The 21078-nt window shown below is 59.2% G+C and carries 23 protein-coding genes and 1 tRNA gene; 12 read left to right on the top strand and 12 right to left on the bottom strand.

The features are described 5' to 3' along the window. Positions 1-98: 98 nt before the first annotated feature. Together ACZ48X_RS21440 and ACZ48X_RS21435 are read right to left on the bottom strand one after the other, a co-directional pair. Complete coding sequence (locus tag ACZ48X_RS21440) at positions 99-1103, bottom strand: hypothetical protein (protein ID WP_336350460.1); 1005 nt, start codon at positions 1101-1103, stop codon at positions 99-101. Between the two features lie 57 nt (positions 1104-1160). Further along, entirely contained in the window at positions 1161-1400 is a 240-nt protein-coding gene (locus tag ACZ48X_RS21435; RefSeq protein ID WP_336350461.1) for a hypothetical protein, read from the bottom strand. Between the two features lie 395 nt (positions 1401-1795). Between ACZ48X_RS21435 and ACZ48X_RS21430 the strand changes: the two genes are divergently transcribed. The 5 genes from ACZ48X_RS21430 to ACZ48X_RS21410 all read left to right on the top strand — a co-directional run bounded on the left by ACZ48X_RS21430 (position 1796) and on the right by ACZ48X_RS21410 (position 8069). After that, positions 1796-2737, top strand: coding sequence for a hypothetical protein (locus ACZ48X_RS21430; protein ID WP_336350462.1), 942 nt, complete (start codon positions 1796-1798; stop codon positions 2735-2737). Positions 2738-2896: 159 nt separating this feature from the next. Beyond that, complete coding sequence (locus ACZ48X_RS21425; protein ID WP_336350463.1) at positions 2897-4888, top strand: archaea-specific SMC-related protein; 1992 nt, start codon at positions 2897-2899, stop codon at positions 4886-4888. A 165-nt stretch (positions 4889-5053) separates the two neighbouring features. After that, positions 5054-5830 (top strand): hypothetical protein, encoded by a 777-nt coding sequence (locus ACZ48X_RS21420; protein ID WP_336350464.1) that lies wholly within the window; start codon positions 5054-5056, stop codon positions 5828-5830. A 492-nt stretch (positions 5831-6322) separates the two neighbouring features. Further along, complete coding sequence (locus ACZ48X_RS21415; RefSeq protein WP_336350465.1) at positions 6323-7429, top strand: DUF4268 domain-containing protein; 1107 nt, start codon at positions 6323-6325, stop codon at positions 7427-7429. Positions 7430-7622: 193 nt separating this feature from the next. Next, positions 7623-8069: a DUF4268 domain-containing protein gene (locus ACZ48X_RS21410; protein ID WP_336350466.1), complete on the top strand. Its 447-nt coding sequence runs from the start codon at positions 7623-7625 to the stop codon at positions 8067-8069. Positions 8070-8430: 361 nt separating this feature from the next. Here the strand turns inward: ACZ48X_RS21410 and ACZ48X_RS21405 are convergent, their stop codons facing one another. The 3 genes from ACZ48X_RS21405 to ACZ48X_RS21395 form a co-directional block, all read right to left on the bottom strand. Next, entirely contained in the window at positions 8431-8973 is a 543-nt protein-coding gene (locus ACZ48X_RS21405) for a hypothetical protein (RefSeq protein WP_336350467.1), read from the bottom strand. Between the two features lie 408 nt (positions 8974-9381). Next, positions 9382-10422, bottom strand: coding sequence for a tyrosine-type recombinase/integrase (locus tag ACZ48X_RS21400; RefSeq protein ID WP_336350468.1), 1041 nt, complete (start codon positions 10420-10422; stop codon positions 9382-9384). 477 nt (positions 10423-10899) lie between these two features. Then, positions 10900-11688, bottom strand: coding sequence for a TrmB family transcriptional regulator (locus ACZ48X_RS21395; protein ID WP_336350469.1), 789 nt, complete (start codon positions 11686-11688; stop codon positions 10900-10902). 159 nt (positions 11689-11847) lie between these two features. Here ACZ48X_RS21395 and ACZ48X_RS21390 point away from each other — a divergent pair, with 159 nt between their 5' ends. Next, a complete protein-coding gene (locus ACZ48X_RS21390) occupies positions 11848-12180 on the top strand; it encodes a DMT family transporter (protein ID WP_336350470.1) in 333 nt (110 codons plus the stop codon). A gap of 54 nt (positions 12181-12234) precedes the next feature. On the opposite strand, the gene ACZ48X_RS21385 is transcribed toward ACZ48X_RS21390, so the two are convergent. Both ACZ48X_RS21385 and guaB read right to left on the bottom strand, forming a co-directional pair. Further along, on the bottom strand, positions 12235-12393 hold the full coding sequence (locus ACZ48X_RS21385) for a hypothetical protein (RefSeq protein WP_336350471.1): 159 nt from the start codon (positions 12391-12393) through the stop codon (positions 12235-12237). Positions 12394-12608: 215 nt separating this feature from the next. After that, positions 12609-14108 (bottom strand): IMP dehydrogenase, encoded by a 1500-nt coding sequence (gene guaB, locus ACZ48X_RS21380; protein ID WP_336350472.1) that lies wholly within the window; start codon positions 14106-14108, stop codon positions 12609-12611. Between the two features lie 497 nt (positions 14109-14605). Here guaB and ACZ48X_RS21375 point away from each other — a divergent pair, with 497 nt between their 5' ends. From ACZ48X_RS21375 to ACZ48X_RS21350, 6 genes are all read left to right on the top strand, one after another. Continuing rightward, the gene (locus tag ACZ48X_RS21375; RefSeq protein ID WP_336350473.1) at positions 14606-15610 is read left to right on the top strand and encodes a DUF5794 domain-containing protein; all 1005 of its coding nucleotides are present in this window, start codon (positions 14606-14608) and stop codon (positions 15608-15610) included. A gap of 101 nt (positions 15611-15711) precedes the next feature. Then, positions 15712-15939: a DUF5795 family protein gene (locus tag ACZ48X_RS21370; protein WP_336350474.1), complete on the top strand. Its 228-nt coding sequence runs from the start codon at positions 15712-15714 to the stop codon at positions 15937-15939. Between the two features lie 49 nt (positions 15940-15988). Next, positions 15989-16168: transfer RNA gene (locus tag ACZ48X_RS21365), tRNA-Trp, on the top strand. 228 nt (positions 16169-16396) lie between these two features. Next, positions 16397-16885, top strand: a complete 489-nt coding sequence (locus tag ACZ48X_RS21360; RefSeq protein WP_336350475.1) for a hypothetical protein — start codon at positions 16397-16399, stop codon at positions 16883-16885. Positions 16886-17054: 169 nt separating this feature from the next. Continuing rightward, positions 17055-17498 (top strand): CopG family ribbon-helix-helix protein, encoded by a 444-nt coding sequence (locus ACZ48X_RS21355; protein WP_336350476.1) that lies wholly within the window; start codon positions 17055-17057, stop codon positions 17496-17498. 70 nt (positions 17499-17568) lie between these two features. Beyond that, positions 17569-17850 (top strand): hypothetical protein, encoded by a 282-nt coding sequence (locus ACZ48X_RS21350; RefSeq protein WP_336350477.1) that lies wholly within the window; start codon positions 17569-17571, stop codon positions 17848-17850. Between the two features lie 730 nt (positions 17851-18580). Here ACZ48X_RS21350 and ACZ48X_RS21345 read toward each other — a convergent pair. Genes ACZ48X_RS21345 through ACZ48X_RS21325 form a run of 5 tightly spaced genes read right to left on the bottom strand, consistent with a single transcriptional unit; the run spans position 18581 to position 21078 of the window. Further along, complete coding sequence (locus tag ACZ48X_RS21345) at positions 18581-18748, bottom strand: hypothetical protein (protein ID WP_336350478.1); 168 nt, start codon at positions 18746-18748, stop codon at positions 18581-18583. After that, positions 18742-19872 (bottom strand): outer membrane protein assembly factor BamB family protein, encoded by a 1131-nt coding sequence (locus ACZ48X_RS21340; protein ID WP_336350479.1) that lies wholly within the window; start codon positions 19870-19872, stop codon positions 18742-18744. The genes ACZ48X_RS21345 and ACZ48X_RS21340 overlap by 7 nt, the downstream gene beginning before the upstream one ends. Continuing rightward, complete coding sequence (locus ACZ48X_RS21335; RefSeq protein ID WP_336350480.1) at positions 19869-20351, bottom strand: hypothetical protein; 483 nt, start codon at positions 20349-20351, stop codon at positions 19869-19871. Before ACZ48X_RS21335 ends, ACZ48X_RS21340 begins: the two co-directional genes overlap by 4 nt. Beyond that, entirely contained in the window at positions 20351-20590 is a 240-nt protein-coding gene (locus ACZ48X_RS21330) for a hypothetical protein (RefSeq protein ID WP_336350481.1), read from the bottom strand. The genes ACZ48X_RS21335 and ACZ48X_RS21330 overlap by 1 nt, the downstream gene beginning before the upstream one ends. Further along, positions 20587-21078: a hypothetical protein gene (locus ACZ48X_RS21325; protein ID WP_336350482.1), complete on the bottom strand. Its 492-nt coding sequence runs from the start codon at positions 21076-21078 to the stop codon at positions 20587-20589. Before ACZ48X_RS21325 ends, ACZ48X_RS21330 begins: the two co-directional genes overlap by 4 nt.

Genomic DNA, 21078 nt, shown 5'->3' with positions numbered 1-21078 from the left:
GCCGTACAGCTCATCGTACGCTGTAACCCACTGAGGGTATGTCCGACTAGGAGTGTGACTTCCGGAAACGGAACCTATACTCTAACCCCGCCTGTTGCTCACAACGGAAGGTTCCCGAAGAAGGCCTCCGCTTGCCGTCTCAACCTATCGGCCTCCTTCATCGCCGACCGCCTCTGTTGTTCGATCCACTGTTGGGTTTCCCAGAGTTCATACTTTATGCCCCAATCGTCTGTGCGTTCCGCCATCTGTTTCACGTCCTTCCGAGCCAGTTCCGATGCTCTCTTCTCAGAGACCGGATTGTCGGTTCCCCGCGATGCTGAGACGACCTCTTCGGAAACCGTTCCGACTGTTTGATTGATGCTCTGGGCCATCCCTTCACCAAATGCAACGCGAACTCCCCAGTGAATCTGGCTCAACACCCACGAGTAGGCCCGCCAACCGATCGACCGACCGACGCGATGTATCAAGAGTTGGTTGATTTTGCCCGTTACGCTGTACGCGACCCGATACGACGCGCCAAACGAGAGTATGAGGAGAATGACCTCGACGATGGTGAGCGCGACATATTTGAAGAACTCGACATACCGGTCTGCGGAGGGGCTCTTACCGGCTTCCAGTTGCTCGTGAATTCCACACCCCGAATCAAGGACGCCCTTCACGCTCGAAACGAGTGGGACATACTTGGTGAACCTACTAGCTTTGTCGGCAAGGTCGCTCACCTCTTCGGCGATTCTGTCTGGAAAGACGTCTAGCCAGCCAAGGAACTCCCCGATGTCGTCGAGGTACTCAAGCAACCAATCGTACGCATCGGGATTCTCCTGAAGCTCTTCCAAGCCGACCTGCTGGAAACTGCTTAGGAATCCCGACTCCTGTGTCGACTCTACCTCCTCTGGATCGTCGAGCTTCCCGTACGCGTAGCACACCGAGTCCACTGTTTCACTCACGGCGTTCTTCAGACCGGACTCGTCCCAGTCATCGTCGAAGAAGTCGACGACTGCGTATCCGAACTCGTCAACAAACGCCGATTGAGTTCCCCTCGCTCTCCCTGGTAACGTAACAGCTGAGGCCGCAGCTATCGAGCCGAGGAAGTGTCTCCGGTTCACTTATTACCAGAAACTATCCCGATACCCAAAAGCCAGTTGCATGCGTCGACATGCCAATCAGAAAACGTGATGGTGCTCCCGTCCCCTTCCCTCGCCCTCGGGACGAACGAGATTGTACCTCGCCATCTTCTGATGGTGGTTTCTCATCATTCGACGCGTCTTTGGTTCCTCCACTCTCTTCCAGTATTCTTCATACAGCTCTCCGGGGCTGACCTGTGATTGTTCCGCGATGATATCGTAGAGGACTCGCTGGTGGTCGTTGAGCTTTTGAACGTGGTCGTACTGGAGGATGGCCAATTGGTGTGGGAGCATACCTGTATTACAATTAACCCAGACGACGCACGGCAGGCCGTCACCAGATACGAGACACGAAAACAGTAGTTACACCAGCAAACGAGCAGTGGTTCATATTGTACTAATGATATTCTTCAGAGTGCGACCCTCGAGAGGATGGAACCATTGGCGACCCATTCTGATTATGCGGATGGGGGGTCTTCATTGGAGGTAGTCATTGTGAATCTCTGAAACCGTGAGATACCGGGAAAAGTAGTCTGTTTGATGTCACACGGGCTAGTTCTATCTGAAGGAGCGTAAGCGATATTGATGGTAGCCGCTGTACGTCTCCTGGGCATCACTGATACCGGTTACTTAGCATGGACAAAAGTTACCTCAACTCATTGTAATTGGGAAGTATGGTAGTACCAGAGGATTACGAATTTGTAGAGCCTTTAACCGACAAGGCGGCGTTACAACCGATATTCGATGCCGAATATGATAATGAGTGGGAGAAAGAACTCCACCTTTCTGCTGCTCTAGTACCGCTCTATTTAGGTAAGAACCTGGATAGTGACGGTGCAAAGTCGTTCAAATCTAAAGAGTTGGTTGATTATATCGCCACGTTATATGAGCGGTCACGAGTATACCATGCGTTCTTCAATGACTGGACTGATTGGGTTTCAGAAGGTCGAAGGAAGCCATATACTACAAAAAGGGCAGGAATTCACATTTTCGCACCAATATATGTCCAAGAGTTAGAAGGCCCAATGAGATATCATGTAACTGCATTGAATGACCTCTTTGATGAGTTTCGTGGGTCAGACGGTGATTGGGAAAAAAGGCTATACGATGATGGTGACCGTCGTTACTTCGGTAACGTTTTGAACACCTGTATTCAGATATCCGAATCGTTACATGATATACCGGACAATGCAGAATTACAGGATGGGTTAAAGTATCTAACAAGTGCTCTGATTCTCATTGACCAGCATGAGTCGTTCGCCGAGCGGAATGGGCTAAAACAGAGTTTTCAAGAATCACTTGATTACACTGATCTCGATGAAAGTCCGATTGCATCTGATATCCGGAACGGCTTCGCTCATGCAAATTACAAACTCAATTTCGACGATGCACTAGAGATTAATGAGAAAAATATAGATATTGAATTGGAAGATGAAGAAATAACCAAATCCGTTGACGGCGTTCTTTCTTTCATCAGTCGTCAGCTCACCCTGATGTACGCTCTTAGCACCGGTGTGACTCTTGCACTTTACCATATATCAATCGCCGAAGATTATGATGATCAAATAGAAATTCTGTGGAATGTCCTACCCGGCCAGATAGGAAACCCCGAGTGAGTGCCAGCGGAATAACGTTGGATTAGGGCTGAATAGTCAGGCAACTCGTAATTTACGAGCCTCATTCTCACCAGGAGGTGCATCGGCTAGGAGTTTCATCTGCCTCTCGTGACGTCTACCCATGCGTTTATGCCCGCGGGCTGCTGCTGCCGCGGATGTATGTCAGAGGAAACCCGGACAACCACTGATTCATCATCGGTCGGAGAACGGCCGACTCTCACCGTGAACGATATCGGAGGTATCGAGCACGCCGAAGTAGAGTTCCCCGCTGGCATCACGACGCTTGCGGGCGCGAACGCCTCCAATCGTTCGTCCCTCCTAAAGGCACTAAACGAGGTGTTGGGCGGGACAATGGGATCGATCAGGCGTGGAACGGACAACAGTCGGGGGCGCGTGGAACTGACCCTTGCTGGCGAAACATACCAACGGACACTCGAAGCTAGTAAGGGAGATGTCCTGCGCGGCGGTCATCCCTATAGCCCAGATTCCACGTTGGTCGACTTGTATGTCTCCCTGCTGGAGTCGAACGAGATTCGCAGGCTCGTCGAGACTGCTGACCCGAGTGCAGTCGATGCGCGATTGGCCGACCTCCTGATGGCGCCAGTCGATGTGGAGGACATCCAGCAGGAGATCGAACAGTACCAGCAGCGCAAAGAGGAGATTGAGTCTGAACTCGACTCCATCGAGGCTGCGAAGGCAGAGCTTCCAGAGCTGGATGAGCAGCGGCAGGTGAGTCAGACCGAACTTGAGAGGCTCGAGGTCGAGTTAGAGGAGAAGCGTGACCAGCTCACCACTCTCGATGTCGACCACGAGACGGCAGAGCAGGCCGAGAAGCAACTCGATGCGCTGCAGGCCACACAGGAGGATTACCGTGATATCGAGACCACGATCGACCGCAGGGAACGACGGGTTGAGAACATAGAACAGGAGCTGTCCGATCGACGTAACACGTTAGAGAACGTGGAGGAAAAGATCGAGTCAATCTCCGCCCCAGACGATTTGGCCCTCCACTCTCTTGAAGAGAAGGAGCAACGGTTACAGCGTGTGGGTCTGTTGCTCGACAATCTTGCGGAGACCGGCCGCGTGGTCGTGAACCCCGAACAAGAGCCTGCTCTCTCGGCAGAAATCGACAGCGGTCAGGACGCCATCGCAGATATTGCTCGGCTGCTTGGCCCCGACTCGCAGGCGACTGCCTGTCCACTCTGTAGCAACCCAGTCCAACGCGAGACGGTTCGAGAGCGAGTCGAGACGATAGCAGCCGCGGCGTCCGAGTACTACGATGCGGCGAGGGAGATTGCTGCGCAACAGGACGAACTCCGATCACAGAGACAGCATCTGGAGGAGTTGCGTGACGAGCGTGACAACCTCCAGAGCGACATTCGTCAACTCGAACACCGCATCACGGACACGAAGCAGCGCATCGCGGAACTCGAAGACGCCCGCGACGAGACGCGTTCGGAGATCGACGAGCTGCAGGAACGGGTTGAGGAACTCCAGCAGCGTCGCAGTGACGAGTTGGAGGCCCTGTACGATGAGATTGCGGAGCTCCAGGGCGCTCGTGTGGACGTCGAAGCGAACCTCGAACGAATCGACAGCCAGATCGCAGAGCACGAGTCGACGATCGGCGTAGAGGCCGACCTGCGCGAGGAACTCGCAGACATCGAATCGTCGATCGAGGAGCAGCGCGAGCACATCACGCAGTTAGAGACACGCGTGCAGGACGCAGCGACGACCCACATGACGGAACTCGTCGACCGACTCGACTACGCCGGACTCGCAGGAATCCACCTGGAGCGAGAGCCGACCGAGCATCCGGCTGGTCTCTCCGAGTTCCGGCTGGTCGTGAAGAGACGCCAGCAGGATGGCACCGTCGTCGACGAGGATGACCTTGGCACGCTCTCCGAGTCAGAACGGTCGCTGGTGGGGCTCGTCGTCGCGCTGGCTGGCTATATCGCACACGATGTGGCCGATGAGGTACCGTTCCTACTACTGGACTCGCTCGAGGCGTTCGATACCGACCGCATCGACCGTCTGCTGGACTACGTCCGCGACGCTGTCGACGTGACGTACATCGTCACCGCCCTCCTCAGCGGGGATGCTGATGCTGTCGACGCCGAGGACGCAGAGATTTCGGCGGACGCGTTCATCTGAGCACCAACGAGCAGCCGCACTCGCACTACACCAATGACGAACCCGAACAACCTACCAGAGCGGAACTGGCTCCAATCACGGTTTCGGCGGCGTACGGTACGACGAGGAACGACGGACGATGGAGACCGTTGGTACGAGGACGAGGAAGGACGGCGTCATGCCAGTGTGACCACGGTCACGGGAAACATCGACTTCAGCAGTTTTCCTGAAGAGTCACCCCTGTTCGAGAGCCCATGGCCGTTGCGCAAGTGGAAAAAGAACACTCAACGCTGGTGGATCAAGTACTGGTACAAGCGCCAGCTGGGGATACTCGGACACTACCGCATCACCGGCCAGATGGACGTGAGCACACCCGACGACACTGTCGAGGCCCGCGAAGAGCTGATCCATCCATCTGACGATAGCGTTCGTCACCATTCAGCGGCAACGCTATTCGAGACCATCCGTTCGTACGACGACGTGGGTCTCGCCGCCGAGGGCTGGGAGTACGACCGGTATCCTGCGGAGCATCCGCTCCTCGATGTCGCGGAGCAGGACGCCGACGAGATAGGACACCTGTGGCGCACGACCATTCGACCGGAACTGGACATCGGTTACGAAGACGTGTGGCGGGGCGAATTGAAGTTCATCCGATTGCTCGAGGGGGACGCGTGGCCGCCCGTCGGCTACGGCGGGCAGATCGATCTCGTGGCAGAGATGCGCTCCAAGCTCCGCGCGGTCGACATCAAGACGGGAACGCTGCGGACGCCTCACCGGATGCAGGCCATAGCTTACCAAAACGCGTTCCCAGAACTTGACGGGGCCGCTCTCGTCCACGTCTCGCCGACCGGCGAGTGGGAGGTGGAGTGGTCGGAGGACTGGGCGACCGAATCGCTCTGGCAGCAGTTCCGCGCTGAAGTCATCTCGGCCGAAGGGAACGAAGAGTTCGACTTCGGTTTCTGAGTGGATGTTTTGAGGGAATCATATAGATAGATGCCCGGCACTACTGCATCAGATACTCAATCTAAAATCAACTCTGTATGAATGTATCCCAAGGTATTATTAATCAGAAGATAGTTTGGAATAACTGCGGATTCCGCTCAGTCTGGGAGGGACACTGGAATTCGCAATGGGCTGGGTGCCCATCCCCGGGGCATTCAATCACAACCGCCCCGCCCCAGCCCGCTATTCATTGGCTCGTCATCTAAGCAGAGTGTAGAGATGATACGGGAACTGCAAACTCACAAGCTGCTCATTTCGTAGGGTCGAGGCCTCATTCGAAACCTCCGATTCGGTCGGTAGGTTCGACAACAGCTCTCTACTCAGACCCGTCGGTTTCGATGAAAGCGCGAAGAGAGAGAGTGTATCTGCCCAACACGCGGCTCGACATTTCCGATTCCAGATTGCCCGGTTAGTGGGAAAGAGCCTTTGAGCGGTCACCTACATCTATGAACAATGTCATTGATCGGCTTCCGCCGCGAAGAGGGCGAAATCGAGTATCTTGAGGAGGTGGAATATAGCGAGGAACACCTGGAGGACGACCTTCACGAAGTGATACAAAGTGACCCAAGGCTGGTGATGGGGACGCTCACCTCCCGCGAGAATTCCGTTCTTGGGAGCAAGATGCAACTTCCTACTGGAAAGGAGTTGGACTTGCTCGTATGCGACGAACAAGGGACGCTCACCACTATCGAGTTCAAGCGAGACCGGTCGCCACGTTCAGCCGTCACCCAACTCTTCGATTACGCGTCTTCTCTGTCCCGCCTGACTCAAGAGCAGTTCTTCGAACTGACCAACTACGAGTCACTGGATGAACTCTACGAAGCGTTCGACCACGAGGAGGATTCGGAATTCGACATCGGCAACTTCGAGAAGGAATTTGAAGACGCACTGGAGTCGCCTCAACTCATGCTGGTCGCCTATACAATCACCGACGATGTCCGGCGGATGACGCGCTGGTTGCGAGAGGCCCACGATCTGAAGATCAACTGTGTCGAGTTCGACTACTACGAGAAGGACGATGCCGAGATGTTCGTCCCGACAATCATCGGGATTGAGGAGACACAGGAGATCAAGGAACGAGAGGAGTCACCCAAGCAGAAGAAGTACCGTCGGTTCCACGGCGAGTTACTCGAACGGTTCAATCAAAAGCTGCCCCACGTTACAGGGAAGAGCGCCAGCAGTAGGAACTATCTCACACTTCCAACCGGAGACAAAGATGTCGAGCTCGTCTGGGAGTTCAAGGGATCTCCCGGCGAGAAGGAGTTGCGCGTCGTCATGAACTTCCGATACGATGATGGCGAGAGGAACAAAGAACTGCTGGAAAAAGTGCTATCGACGGTGGAGGAGGGCTCGCTTGACATTCCTGAAGAGATCCATTCCGAGGATTATGGCAGTAGCGGATACGCCCGGTTCTACATCACACAAGGAGTTGGACAACTTGATGATGCTCTTGAAGACGAGGAACTGAAAACGTGGGCGGTCGACCGAATGGTCGATTTCTACGAACAGCTTACGCCCATCTTAGACCAAGACCTTGGGGATTCTACCTCGATTCAGTAACCGGGTAGTGACGTTCCGTCTGCCCACATGTGATTGTCTGCCGATCTGAGAATGTCGAATATTCGGAGCCTTGGCATCCACAGATCTGTCGTATTCGGTGTGCTAACATTTACTTCGGAGGATATCGTTTCCTCCAACGTGTAGGGGAGTAAGTAGTCCAGTCGAACTATCAAACGAAGATTGGAATCCTCGTATGAACGAAGCACGTCAGCAGTTTTGGAGGGAACTGAACGAGCGGATTCGAGAGAGGGAGGACACGCCACTGAGGGCAATGGAGCGAGCGGATGCAGAGAACGATAATTGGAGGAAGCAGCCTACGATGGCGTCGTCATTGGGTGTTGGCTTCAACGTCCGGTTGGACGGGCAGATGCTGGTGTATCTCATTCCGCGAGATCGGGAGAAGAGGGAGGAGATGTTCGACTTTCTCCGGGACTTCAAGTCCGAAATCGATGCCGAGTTCGATGGGCGGCTCGAATGGCGTCCTCCAGACCAGAGCACCAAGATTATAGTCAGACGAAAGGACGTCGATATTGGAAGCAACAGGGCTCGCTGGAGCGAATATCAAAACTGGTTGATCGAGAATGGTGAGCAATTCTTCACCGTGTTCCGGCCGTACGCTCGACGGTACGGAAGCCACTGATTGCGGCTCGCTTTGCTGACGGCAATCTACGTCCGCACCGAGCGATGCAGAACCTTGGCTGTGATGTTACGGATGTTAGTTTATTCTGCCTGATTGTACTCGAGGGCGTCATAGAATAGTTCACAAGGTAGTTGTTTCCAGTCCTTCTGAGAGTGAATGGACTGTTCAGTCAAAGCTGCGAATTGACCACTAGAGTTTATACCAGTTTCAGATGATGTTCGCGACGCCGTGGAAGACACGCAGCATATATCTTACAATCTATATTCCGTTGATTGTATGAAATCATGAAAAGATAAAAGCCGACGGATATATACACTTCCTCTGCATCGGCGAGTATTTGTTAAATGATCCTCTTCAGTTACTATTGTAATTTATGTAATGGAGGACGTTCCCAGTCCAGATCTTCCCTGAGACCCAGCAATTTATACCAAAATTGTGCAATTTGAGACGTTTCCATATTCAGATCGTTCTTATTTTTTACCAGCTCTTTATACCGGGTTTCCAAATCAGAATCGTTTTCGTTCGGGTCTGGCATCCGGATTTTAAGAAGATAATTAAAGTTCTTATATAGCTCTTGATGTTTTTGGCCTTCACGATAGTAGGTATTCGAACGGTCTTCCCAATCTACTGAAAAACTGATAAACGAGGCTACAGAGATTGATGCGGCGGCTATCAGACTAATGGGAGTCCATACCCCTGGATCGGATGCACGAAATATCCAAGCAATCAGTACCAACAGCCCTGCGCCGGCTACAGTACCATAGATATTCAATGCGGAATGGGCATTACTAAGGACGTTGGCTGCGAGATAATATTTTTGATAATTAATATACTGTGCTCGATATTCATTGAAACAATCCTTGTAGATCCGGTTTCTTCTATTTGAGTATTGCGTGCTGCTCATCTTCGGAGACAACAATTAATGCTCAAAAATATTCTTTGCATTGGATGTCTCGGTTGGCGACCCACAGTAGGAGCTGCTGGCCACTGCCGAAGTTAAAAATTGAGCAGACCATCCCTCCGGCACCTCGTTCAAGAAGGGGTGAGACGTTGTTGCTCTGGTCGCTTGAGTAAATATAGTTATGAAAGATTCAACCTCTGTACCCGCACGTAGTTTCTGACAAGATAGGAGGCTACCATAATCCGTCGGCTCACATCCTTCGACTGTATCTAACAATTCACCCTGTGACGACTGACCGGGTATGCGAACTGTTCTATGACACCCTCTGTACTCAGTAAGTCTCCAACCCACGCGTGAGAGGAGTCGGAGAAAGAACAGCAGGGGCCGTAGAGAGGCTACTCCCTGACTTGATTATTTACGCCGATTGTTCAGGTCGTTGTTGGAGGGGAGGTAGTCTCGCCGTTGGTTCATCCGCTCCTTGTCCGAACGCGTGTCGTAGTGCTTGTCGAGCGTCTCGGAGTTCACGTCCATCCGATCCGAGACGAGATGTTTCGGCATATCCTCTCGCAGGTGATGCGTGATGCTGCCACGGCGGAACGCGTGCGGGTAGAGAGAGGACGGACACTTCGATGCCTGATCCTTCCGCTCCGTGGCCTCACACTCGCTGATGGTTCGGCCGTGGGGGCACTCGTTCGTGTACGTGCAGGGGCAGGTGACGGCGTACACTATCTCACGGAGGTTGGTTTTGGCACGACGACCGTATCGACTACTGAACAGCGGTTCGCGACCGTAGTCGTCCTGGACGTCGTGGCGATTGTTCTCGATGTAGTCGGCGATGACCTGGGACGTGCTTTCGGAGATGTTGACCAGCCGTTCACCGGCCTCGCCGTTCTTGAGTGGGGTGTCTTCTTCTGGCCGGTGGAGCGGTTCGACGTAGTTCTCCTCAAGATGAACCGTGTCGACGTCGAGACCGTGAACGCCGCCGAGCCGAAGGCCAGTGTGCCAGAAGACTTCGAGGAGGCAGTGACGATGGCTCGCGTACTCGTATTCGTGCAGGTAGCGGAGGATTTGTCCTGCGCGTTCCGCATCGAGCGTTTCGGTACGCGTGTTCTCCGGCGAGGGTGATTGCACCTTCTCACTGGTGCCCTGTGGAACGGCGTCGATGGACTCGCACCAGCGGATGAAGACGCGGATGGTGTCCATCACGCTCCGGATGGTCTCCCGGGAGTAGTTCCCGCCGTTGTCCTTCGATTCGAACGCGTCGATCTTGAACCGGTGCAGCTTCCGGCCGTTGATGTTGTTGAGGTTGTCTATACCTTGACTCTCGCACCACGCGGCGAGCCGGCCGATGCGCCGACGGTGGGCGCGCTCGGTCGACGTAGCTATGTCGCGGTCTTTGGCGTACAGTTCGAGGGCTTCTCGTGGCCCGATGGGCTCTAGGTCGTCGGTCATGGTCTTGTCCTGTCGCAGGACGACAGGCATTCCCGGTTCCTTTGCGAGGCCCCGATGTGAGGTCTCTTCGAGGGTCTGGGTGTCCGATGCTCGCCACGCGTTCGAGTGTGCGGACGGATTTGCACGGGGTTGTAGCTCGAAACGCGGGGAGATCGACTCTTCTAGGTCAGGAGCCCGGAACGGCGCGAAGCGCCGCAGGCCCGGAACTGAGTCTTTTCGGCGTGGAAGCGCACCCCGCCCGGCACCTACTGGATGCCCGGCAGGGAGCGACCCGCGAAAGCGGTCAGGGTATTCGCGAACGTCGCCGTGCGACGTGAGCGAATGCTTATGATAAGGAGCGAATCGCGGCGCTGTGCCGCGATTCGAACTTATCATTAGGGTTCAATTCCCTTCCGGCCCGCTTCTTCCGCGACGCAATACGACGAGTCTAGCGAGTGGGCTGTGTCGGGTTCGTGTGTTCTGGTGGGTGGATGAACGTCATTCTGTGATTGGGAGTGCGTCGTTCCAGAGTGCTTGGAATTGTCGTTCGAACTCGTCGACGACGTCGCTGTCGGTGACTGCGAGGATGCCGAGGCGGTCTGCGGGGTGTTGTGGGTGTGGGATGTCGACCGTGGTGACGTGGTGGTCGATGACGTCGAACGATATCGGGACGTCGGGGAGGGCTCTGACGTGGACTGTTGCTGGGTGCGCGTCGATCTTGTCGAAGAGGGTGTCGGGGAGGGTTTCGAGGACGGGTTCGGTGACGAGGAGGGAGACGGAGACGTCGGGGTTCGTGCCGTCGAGGAAGGCGTCGACCTCTCGTTCGAGCGGCTTCCAGGGAGCGGATTCGTAGGGTGGGCCGACGATGGCGTGGATGGACGTCGTGGCGGTCTGGACGTGTTCTTCGAGTGCGGTCTGCATCGTTTCGCTGCCGAGTGACCCGAGCCAGATGCTGCCGTCGGCTGGCGCTGTCGGGAGGAGGTTCGAGCGGAGGTCGGCAGCGACCTCGCGGTATCGCGTCCATTCGTCGCGTAACTCGAGTGCGCGTTCGGCGAGTAGTCTGTCGACCGCGGTCTCGGGTTGGACTGCGGCGTATCGCGTCGGGTCGGTCGACTGCGTTCGAACGAGTTGTCGGGATTCGAGTCCGTTCAGGACGTCGTAGATGCGTCCTCTGGGGACGCCGCTGGCGTTGGCGAGGTCCGTTGCTGTGACTGCGCCGGTCACCAGGAGCGTCCGGTAGACCTCCTCTTCGTAGCTCGAGAGACCCAGTTCGCCGAGATCGGTCATTGGTTCGCCCCACGTCTGCGTGTACTTTGTAGGTTCGCGTGCGTCGTTCGACGACCGGGTGCGTGCTGCGAGTCACGCTCCGGGGTGGTGGGGTGAAACGACCCGCAAGTGGCGGCTCATTACAGAACGTTCACATCTGTGGTGGTGGGACCCGAACGCATGAATCCGTACGTGCTACTGGCGGCCGCAATCGTGTCCGAACTCGTCGGAACGACCGCACTCAAGCTCTCCGACGGCTTCTCGAATCCCGTCCCGAGCGTCGGTGTCGTCGTCGGGTACGGCCTCGCGTTCTACCTGGTCTCGCTCACGCTCGAGGACCTCCCGGTCGGCGTCGTGTACGGGACGTGGGCGGCACTCGGGATCGTCGGCGTCGCCGCCATCGGCGTCGTCGTGTTCGACGAAGCGCTCGACGTCCCCGGTATCGTCGGCCTCGTCCTCATCGTCGGCGGCGTGTACTGCGTGACGGTGCTCTCGGAGATGTCCGCGCACTAGCTGGATGCGACCCTCCGTGACGGGCTGGAGTACGAGCGGGTGTCCGAGTGGTGGTTACGCTATCTCAGCGATTCGTTCGCTCCCGCAGTCGGGGCAGAAGCTGTACGCGGTCTGGAACTCGCTGTCGCAGAACTCGCACTGGTAGCGGACGTCGTTCTCGGGGTCGTCGGTCCCGCCGCCGAGCGCGTCGCGGATGGAGTCGAGTACGCTCATGGTCCGCGTCGAACTACGCGCCCAGATATGTTAACTGTTACCACCGCACACGATTCGTCCGGGTTTGGACCTGGACCCGACGTCGAACCCGCGGGAATGAACGAACGTGGCGCAGCAAGAACGAACCTAGAGCGTCGAGAACGAACGAAGACGAACGAGCGACGACAACCTGACGCGGAACGAAGAGCGAAGGACGCGACCCCGGAGTCGACGCCTCAGCTACTGTCGGGACTGTAGTTCGGTGCCTCGTCCGTGATGACGACGTCGTGCGCGTGACTCTCCGCCTGCCCCGCCGAGGAGACGCGAACGAACTCCGAGCGCTCCTTGAACTCCGGCACGGTCTCCGCACCCACGTACCCCATCCCGGACTGCATCCCACCGGCGAGCTGATGAAGTTCGTCCCGGAGCGGGCCCTTGTACGGCGTCGCCGCCTCCACGCCCTCCGGCACGTAATCCTCCTCTTGCTCGGGCTCCTCCTTCAGGTACCGGTTCTCGTCGTCGCCCGACTGCATCGCACCGACACTCCCCATCCCGCGGTACTGCTTGTACTTCTTCCCGTTCATCTTCACGACGCGCCCGGGCGCCTCCGCCGTCCCCGCGAAGTACGACCCGAGCATCACCGCGTCCGCACCTGCCGCGAGCGCCTTGATGGCGTCGCCCGAGTACCGGATGCCGCCGTCCGCGATGACGGGCACCCCGTGCTCGCTCGCGACGTCAGCGACCTGCGCAACCGCCGAGATCTGGGGCATTCCCGCCCCCGAGACGACGCGCGTCGTACAGATCGAACCCGGCCCGATACCGACCTTCAGGCCGTCCGCGAAGTCCACGAGGTCCTCGGCGGCCTCGCGCGTCCCGATGTTCCCGACGACGACGTCCGCGTCCACGGACTCCTTGATCTCGCGCGCCCCGTCGACGACGTTCAGGTTGTGCGCGTGCGCGCAGTCGATGAATACCACGTCGACGCCCGCCTCGTCGATGGCGAGCGCACGGTCGGTCTCGAACGGCCCGACCGCCGCACCGACGCGCAAGCGACCCTCCTCGTCGCGCGCCGCGTTGTCGTACTCGCGACGCTGGAGGATGCCCTGCATCGTCAGGAGCCCGACGAGCCGCTCGTCGTCGTCGACGATGGGCACGCGCTCGATCTTGTGCTCGTACATCAACTCGAGCGCTTCGCGCGCACTCGTGTCCTCGCGTGCCGTGACGACCTCCTCCGTCATCGCCTCCGCGACGTCGTCCTGCTCGCCGACCTCCAGGTACGGCCGGATGTCCGTGCCGGAGATGATGCCGAGGACCTCGTCGTCCTCGTTCACGACCGGCGCGCCGTTGACGCCCTCGCGCGCCATCAGCTCGTCGACCTCCCGGACCGTCTGCTCGGGGCGAGCCGTCACGACGTCCCGAATGATGAGCTCGTCCGCGCGCTTGACCTTCTCGACGTGTCGCGCCATCTCGTCGACGTCGAGGTTCCGGTGAATGACCCCGAGCCCGCCGTGTCGCGCCATCGCGATCGCGAGGTCCGCTTCCGTCACGGTGTCCATCGCCGCCGAGAGCACCGGCGTCGGAAGCTCCACGTTCTTCGACACTCGCGAGGTGAGGTCAGCCTCGTCCGGTTCGACGCGACTCTCCTTCGGTCGAAGGAGGACGTCGTCGAACGTCAACGCCTCTGGAACGCGCAGTTTCTCCGAGAATGTACCGTCGGGGGGAACGTCGTTCGCCATGTAAACCGTCCGAACGGGCGCAACTAAAGGTTTGCGAGACAGTCAGCGGCGTGCAAGACGGTCTCACGGGCCGCGGACCGCGGGATTCGTGTCTGCGCGAGAGCGCGGAACGACTCGAAGACGGTGGTTCTCGCACCCGGAACGAACCGACGACTACGTTCCAGTTACTATCCTTCGGCAGAATACAGTCTGAATCGCTGATTCTGAACCAGGGTACTTGTACGAGGAGAACGCCCCGTTGGAGTTTGCGGGCACATCTCACACAACGCTTAACCCTCGAAACCCATTTTGTTAGCGCGTATGCTGGCTACGAACTCCACCGCAACGTGTATCGCCGGGCAGACGTCGACCGACTCGACCGCCCGCTTTACACTCCCGATGGAACTCGTAGCCAAAGCCCTCCCGTTCGGATTCCCGCGAGCACCCACCACCGTCGACGCAGGCACTCGCTCGCATCACTCCCACTCGGGCACGGGTGACGCCCCGTACGAACATCGATGAGCACGAGCCGGCACCCCATCGCCCTCAAGCTCGAAGGCCTCGTCGGCGGCGACGCGAAACTGCTCGCCACCGTCATGGCCCTCCCGCTCCTCGACGGCATCTTCCCCGCGCTCGTCCTCGCAGGCGCACTCGAAGAGAGCACGAGCCCGCTCCCGGTCGTCGGCGCACTCCCCATCGGCATCGTCCAGGTCGGCTTGCTCGTCTTCGGCGGCAGCGCAACCGTCGCGGTCGTCCTCGCCGAGATGAGCGGCACGCGCATGGAGCGCGTCCGCACCATCCTCGCCGTCGGCGCCCTCATCACCGTCGGCGCCGCCGTCGAAGCAGCCATCGCACCGACGCTCGCGAGCGTCCTCACGCTCCACCTCTTCGAGCGCTTCGCCGCACTCGTCATCATCGCCATCGCCGCGAAGACCGCGAGCGCCCGCATCGGCGAGTACCTCCCGCGGCCCGCCGTCATCGTCGGCGCCGGCCTCATCGCGAGCATCGACCTCTCCAACCCGACCATCGAGCCGACCGCGAACCCCGAACTCGTCGCACTCGCCGCCGGTAGCGCACTCGTCGGCACCGCGTTCGCGCTCGCGACCGCACTCCTCGCACCGCACCTCCGTGCGCGGATGGCCATCGACCGCTTCCGGTTCGGGAGCGCCGTCGCCCTCGGCCTGCTCGCGCTCTCGATACTCAAGCTCCCCGTCGGGAGCGCACCGCTGCTCGTCGTCGCCGTCACCGCGCTGTTCGCGTTCGAACCAGACGCAACCACGCACGTCACCGCCGACGACGCCGACGACGCCGACGACGCAACCGCGGCCGACGACGCGAACCCCACCCACCCCGGCACCGTCCCCGCGACCGACGGCGGCGACGACACCGAACCCGTCGCCACGTTCGACGACACCGACCCCACGGACGACGCAACCGACCACACCGGTGACGACGGCAGCGACTCGACCAACACCGACGACGGCGACGACGCGTTCCAGGTCGACCGCGAACCCTGGCTCTGACCCGACCACCATCGCCCCACACCGACCGCCGTCCCGCATCGACCGCAACGCGGTCGCGGAGACGAGAACCCTTACCTACCAGCGACCCACCAGACACGAGTATGCCAGCCAACCGCGTCGTCCAGGGCCGCATGGTAACCGCCAAGAAACTCGCCGAAATCATCGAGGACGGCAGCGTCATGGAAACCGAAGCCATCGAGGACGCCGACCGCGACTGCCCCGACTGCGGCGAGAACGTCATCAAGGTCACGTACATGCCGAGCGTCACCGAACTCGTCACCGGCTACAAATGCCAGGAGTGCGACTGGCGCGACGCCGACCGCAACTAGCGCGAATCGAAACCCCTTTACAGCACTCCATCCAACCCGAAAGCGCAGCGGGGCTGTGGCCAAGCCAGGCATGGCGACTGACTCCAGAGGCCACGCGCCCGGGACGAAACTCCAGCTGATATACCGAGCGACCGACTGATCATCGCGTCGCGACGACGACCCTCTGGAGTTCCGAGGCGCACACACCGGAGATATCAGTCGATCGGGGGTTCAAATCCCTCCGGCCCCATAACGTCCTTAAAGAAACAGAGCAACGCTGAGCCACTGATTTGCGATTTCTGTGGTGGCTGGATAACCCTGGATACTGTCAAGTGTCCGGCACTGGATGACGGGGTGTGCCAGCCGTGAGACGGCACTGCCCGCACTGTGGGACACGGATGGTCACCATCACGACACGCGGCGGCCTCACGCGCCGCGAGTGCCCCAGGGGACCACACGGCGCCGGAGGTGACTCGGCGTGACGGTCGACCGCCACGTCGGCCGCGACGGCGTCAAGCAGGCACGCAACGCGCTCGACAGGCGCCTCGCACCGCCGACGATAACCTTCCCCGACGACTGGACCATGTCCACCGCCTGGGAGCGTGCGCAGCGCGCAGCCGCCATCTGCGCGCCCACCGGCCCGGCCGCCTTCCGCGTACTCATGGGGTACATCGACCACGACGGCCACGGCGACGAGCACGAAGTCACCTTCACCATCTACGACGGCGACCTCATCGCAGATTGCTCGTGCGCCGGGTTCTCGCACTCACCACACCGCCACTGGTGCGCCCACGTCGCTCGCCTCTGGTGGGAGTGGGTCCGCGACGACCTCGCCGTCACCGACCTCGACACCCGCCGCGTCCACACCTCGCCACCGTGGTGGCTCCGCGTCGACGACCACGACGCACCCACCCCGACCAGCGCGTCCCGTGGCGTCGCCCGCACCGACGGAGGTGAGCGTCGATGACGCCACCCCACCACCCACGAGGGCGGTCGGTCACGCGCAGGCGGAAAGTGCGCGCCCGCACACGAAGCCCGGACTCACCCACCCCAGGGGGTTCTATTAACGGATGCAATCCCCGCCGCCTTCCTGCTATTAGCACCCCCCGATTCGCTATTAACGAGGTGGATGCCTGATGGCGCGCCCCACCGACTCCGGCCCCGGCGCCACCGTCTCCGCCTCGTCGGTCCCGCAGAATCTCGTCGACGAGTTCGACGACTGGGTCGACCGCGGCGACCGCTTCGACTCTCGTAGCGAAGCCATCCGTGGCCTCATGCGCAACGCCGTCGGCAGCACCCCCGAGTACGTCACCCCACTGGAGCCACCGCGGAACGAACGCCTCGCACGCGGCTACAAGCGCCTCTGCAAGGCCGCGAACAGGAACGGCGTCGTGCGTCGGGACTCCGCTCGAAAAGCCTGCTCGAACGGTCCACAGAACCTCAGCAAGCAAGAGGTGGACGCGCTCGTTCTCAAACCGCTCGACCGCCGCGGCTACATCACGCTCCAATCCAACGTCTACGGCGACTCCGCCTGGAAGATCGTCGGCTGGGAGACCGATGGGGAGGGGATCAACCGATGATACGTCTGTGAGCGGTCTATATCATCCTCACTCTTATATACTGAGAAATAAGTATTCAAATGAGTTGAATATGGAGGCCCGATTCAAAACAAAAGACGGCGAGCAAATATATCGAACTGGCTTATCTGAAATAGTAAGTGGAGAGGACGGCATATATCTAGCCTTTGGTGAAACAGGTGGTGGAACTGCCGGAAGCCAAGTACTAACCGGTGATGGAGAGTTCCTCGAAGGTGCCGAGATTGAGGTCGTTAAGCCTGAAAAGGGCCAGTCGATTGAGGAGCAGGATAATCTCGTTAAGCAATTCCAAGAGGATCCCGAAGCATTCAACCAGAAATACGAGGAGGGTAATTAATAAACAAGACAATTATAATTCAACGTAATGGGGCCGATCGCTTGAGTGAGCTATATTACCCCATCTTGTGATTAAGACATATGGTCGGAACGTATGGTGACGAGGTTCACGAGGAATATTTACAGATTTATTCGCAGATTGTATCTGAAACCCGGCAATCCGTTAAAGAGGAACACGGGGGGGGACGCACTCGATAATCCCAAACGGGTGTGGAGGGCAGCTCAGAGCGCACCCTCCTATATGGAAAATAATGACTTGGAAGGAATTCTGAGGCTATCGGACACCATCTACTCCGAGTTTGCCCGCGAAGTGGATTGGAGTTCCTGTATTCAACGAATCAAACAGTTCGAATCCCCAAGCGGAAGTAACATTGCTGAGTATCTGCCAGCAGACTACGTGAGAGGAGCAGGAGAAGAGATGATTCTTCATGCGATTACATACGATATCACGGGACAGGGGCGGTCGTGATTTCTGTTCCAGTTCCACAAGAGAACATTCAGCTGGACGCTTGACGTGAAGTGTCCCCAAAATTACAGTGTGCATCTCAGACGGTGATTCTGAGAAGCCCGAGAAATAATGACTCTATTGATAACTAGCGTGTCTGTATCTACCAATTCTTGATTGTCATCGAGATGGGGCAAGGAACATTCATTCTTTCACCTGCCGCCAGGGGAACAGGCTGCTCACTGCATACGGGAACTGACCGAAAAGAGTAGCGCCCACTCAGTTCCTATTTCTCGTCGGTCTCCTCGGCGTCCGAGGCGACAGATTTCACAGGTGGCTTGTACGGGAGTTTCGCCACGAAATGCCGCCCCAACCCTCGTAGGCGTTCCATCGCGAACTGGAACGGCACGAGCAGCCCCATCACGAACGCCAGCAGGAGTGTCGCCTCTACCATTCGTGTGCGAACACTCCCGACGACGTCGCCGTGAACACCTCTCCGTTGTCCGGGATGATGCCGTAGTACCCGTCTTGGAGCGGGTTCTCGTGGGTCCAGATGTTCGACCCGTCCGTCGCCTCCAACGCCTCCAGGCTGTACGAGCCGGTTCCGACCAGGAGCTTCCCGCCGTCGACGGTTCGGGGGTAGTAGAAGTACCTGCTCGTGTCCGCCCACAGTTGTGTGCCGTCGTCCTGGCGGTACGCCGCCATCCCGGCGCCCCCGCCGGTCACGTACAGCGAGCCCGCCCAGAACGCGATGCTGTACAGTCCCTGACCGAACGGCTGAGCCGTCCACGCCTCCGTCATGTCGCGCTTATCGATGGCGTACAGCTCCTGCGTCGACCCGTCGTTGTCCCGGATCGCGAACAGCAGGTCGCCATGCCCGGGGTAGGCGATTCCCTCCCAGCGGTTCGCGTTGTTCAGACTGTAGGATGCTACCACGTTGCCGGTCGTGGCGTCGAGCTTCGAGATGACGCCGTTGTTCTGGTCAGACGCGTAGTAGTACCCCTCGGTGTCGTGGGTGGCGAACACGTCGACGTCGAACCCAACAGACTTGTCGAACCGAATGCGGCCGGTCTCCACGTCGAACGACAGCACGCGCTGGTCGGCTCCGTCCCCGACGTAGAGCGCGCCGTGGGCGAGCGTCTGCGGGTTCGCTGCGCTGAGGTTCAACCCGGTCTGTTCCCATTCGAGTGTGAGGTCGTCGGTGTTGTAGGCTCTCACGTAGGAGTTCGCACACACCACGCAGAGGTCGGTGTCCTCGGTGAGGAAGAACCCCGCTTCGTCGTTCTGGTCGGCGGTGGCTTCGACGGTTCCGTTGGCCTTCGAGATGCGTGCGAGCGTGCCCGTACCCCCGAAGTTCTGGGCTTGGGCGATGATAGCCTCCTCGGTGGCCAGGGGTTGCCGGTAGATACCCGAGGGGACCCACGAGGTCGCGCGCCACTTCTCGGCTGCGGGGGCACTATCCGGGAGGCGGAACGGTGAGGGCTGGCCGATGAACCGACCCATGCCGAAGCGCCGGATCTTGGTGTTTGCCGGCTTCGGCGGCGTGTAGGTGTCGATACGCTGGCCGAACCCCGTCACGGCCAGGCCTCCACCCACACCGTCGGGTCACTCGTCGCCGAATCCGCCCGCACGACGCCCATCGTCTGGGTCTCCACGGGGATGTCCTCGGCGTGCTTGTCCTGCTTGCGGTACTCGATGACCCGGTTCGAGGTCGCCTCCGGCTTGAACGCCACCTCGATGGAGTCACTGAACCGGAGATCGACCGTCGACGCCTCGAACCCGAAGTCCAGGCGCCCTTGGTCGTCGCTCAAATTCTCCGGCGGGCCGCTCTGGGTGACAGTGAACTTCTGGACGTAGTACTGCGTCCCACTGTCCTCGTCGGTGTACTCGCTACTGGCGTCGTCCAGCGCCTCGATGAGGTCTTGCTCGCGTTGCTCCAGCAGTATCGCGAGCAGGAGCCGGTCAGTGTCGCTCTTGAAGATGTCTTCAATCCACGAGTTCGCACCGACACCGTACTCGCCGAGGAGCTGCTCGACGCGGGAGTTTGGCCCCGGCATCACGTCTCACCTCGCCGGTCGTCCAGGCGTTCGACGCGCGGTATCAGCCCCTCGCGGTACGTGTCCTCGCCCGTGATGTACTGGCGGTTGCGCTGCGAGCGCGTCTTGTTCTTCTCAGACCGCTCCTCGTTCCGGTCCACCTTCTGCTTGACCGACCCGAGGTAGCGCGCGGCCTGGGTCGCTGCGCCAGCCGTGACGATAGCGCTCGCTCCGACAGCCCAGTCCAGCAACGGCGTCACGACCCACCACCCCCGGCGGCGCCGGCTGCAGCGGACGCACCGCCGGTCGCGTACAGGCCGAGCCCGTCCGCCATGGGGTCGTGGAACAGCCACGCGACGCCAGCGAGCGCGACGAACAGCATCCACCACTGGAACCAGTCGCCGAGCGCACTCTGGCCGACTTCGGTGACCGCGCCCGTGTAGCCGCCTGCGGCCCAGGCGACGCCATCCGTGACGGCCGACCCCGCTTGCCCGGCGACTTCGCCCGCACCCTCGAGGATGCCGCCACCGGGTTCGTCGTCGAAGGTGCGCGCGAACGCTTCGTCGGTTGACCCCGCCAGGTGGTCGAGCGTGCCAGCGGCGCCGTCGACGAGCCCACCGCCCCCCTCGTCGTCGAAGGACCGCGCGAACGCCTCGTCGACGTTCCCAGCGGCCTGGTCGGCCGCGCCCGCCGCCGCGTCGTAGGCGTCGCCCGCCGCACTCGTGAGCCCGCCGATGAGGTCGGGCAT

It is taken from the genome of Halorubellus litoreus (assembly GCF_055378595.1).
The sequence above is the reverse complement of the archived record's forward strand: the minus strand, read 5'-3'. Positions and strand labels throughout refer to the sequence as shown.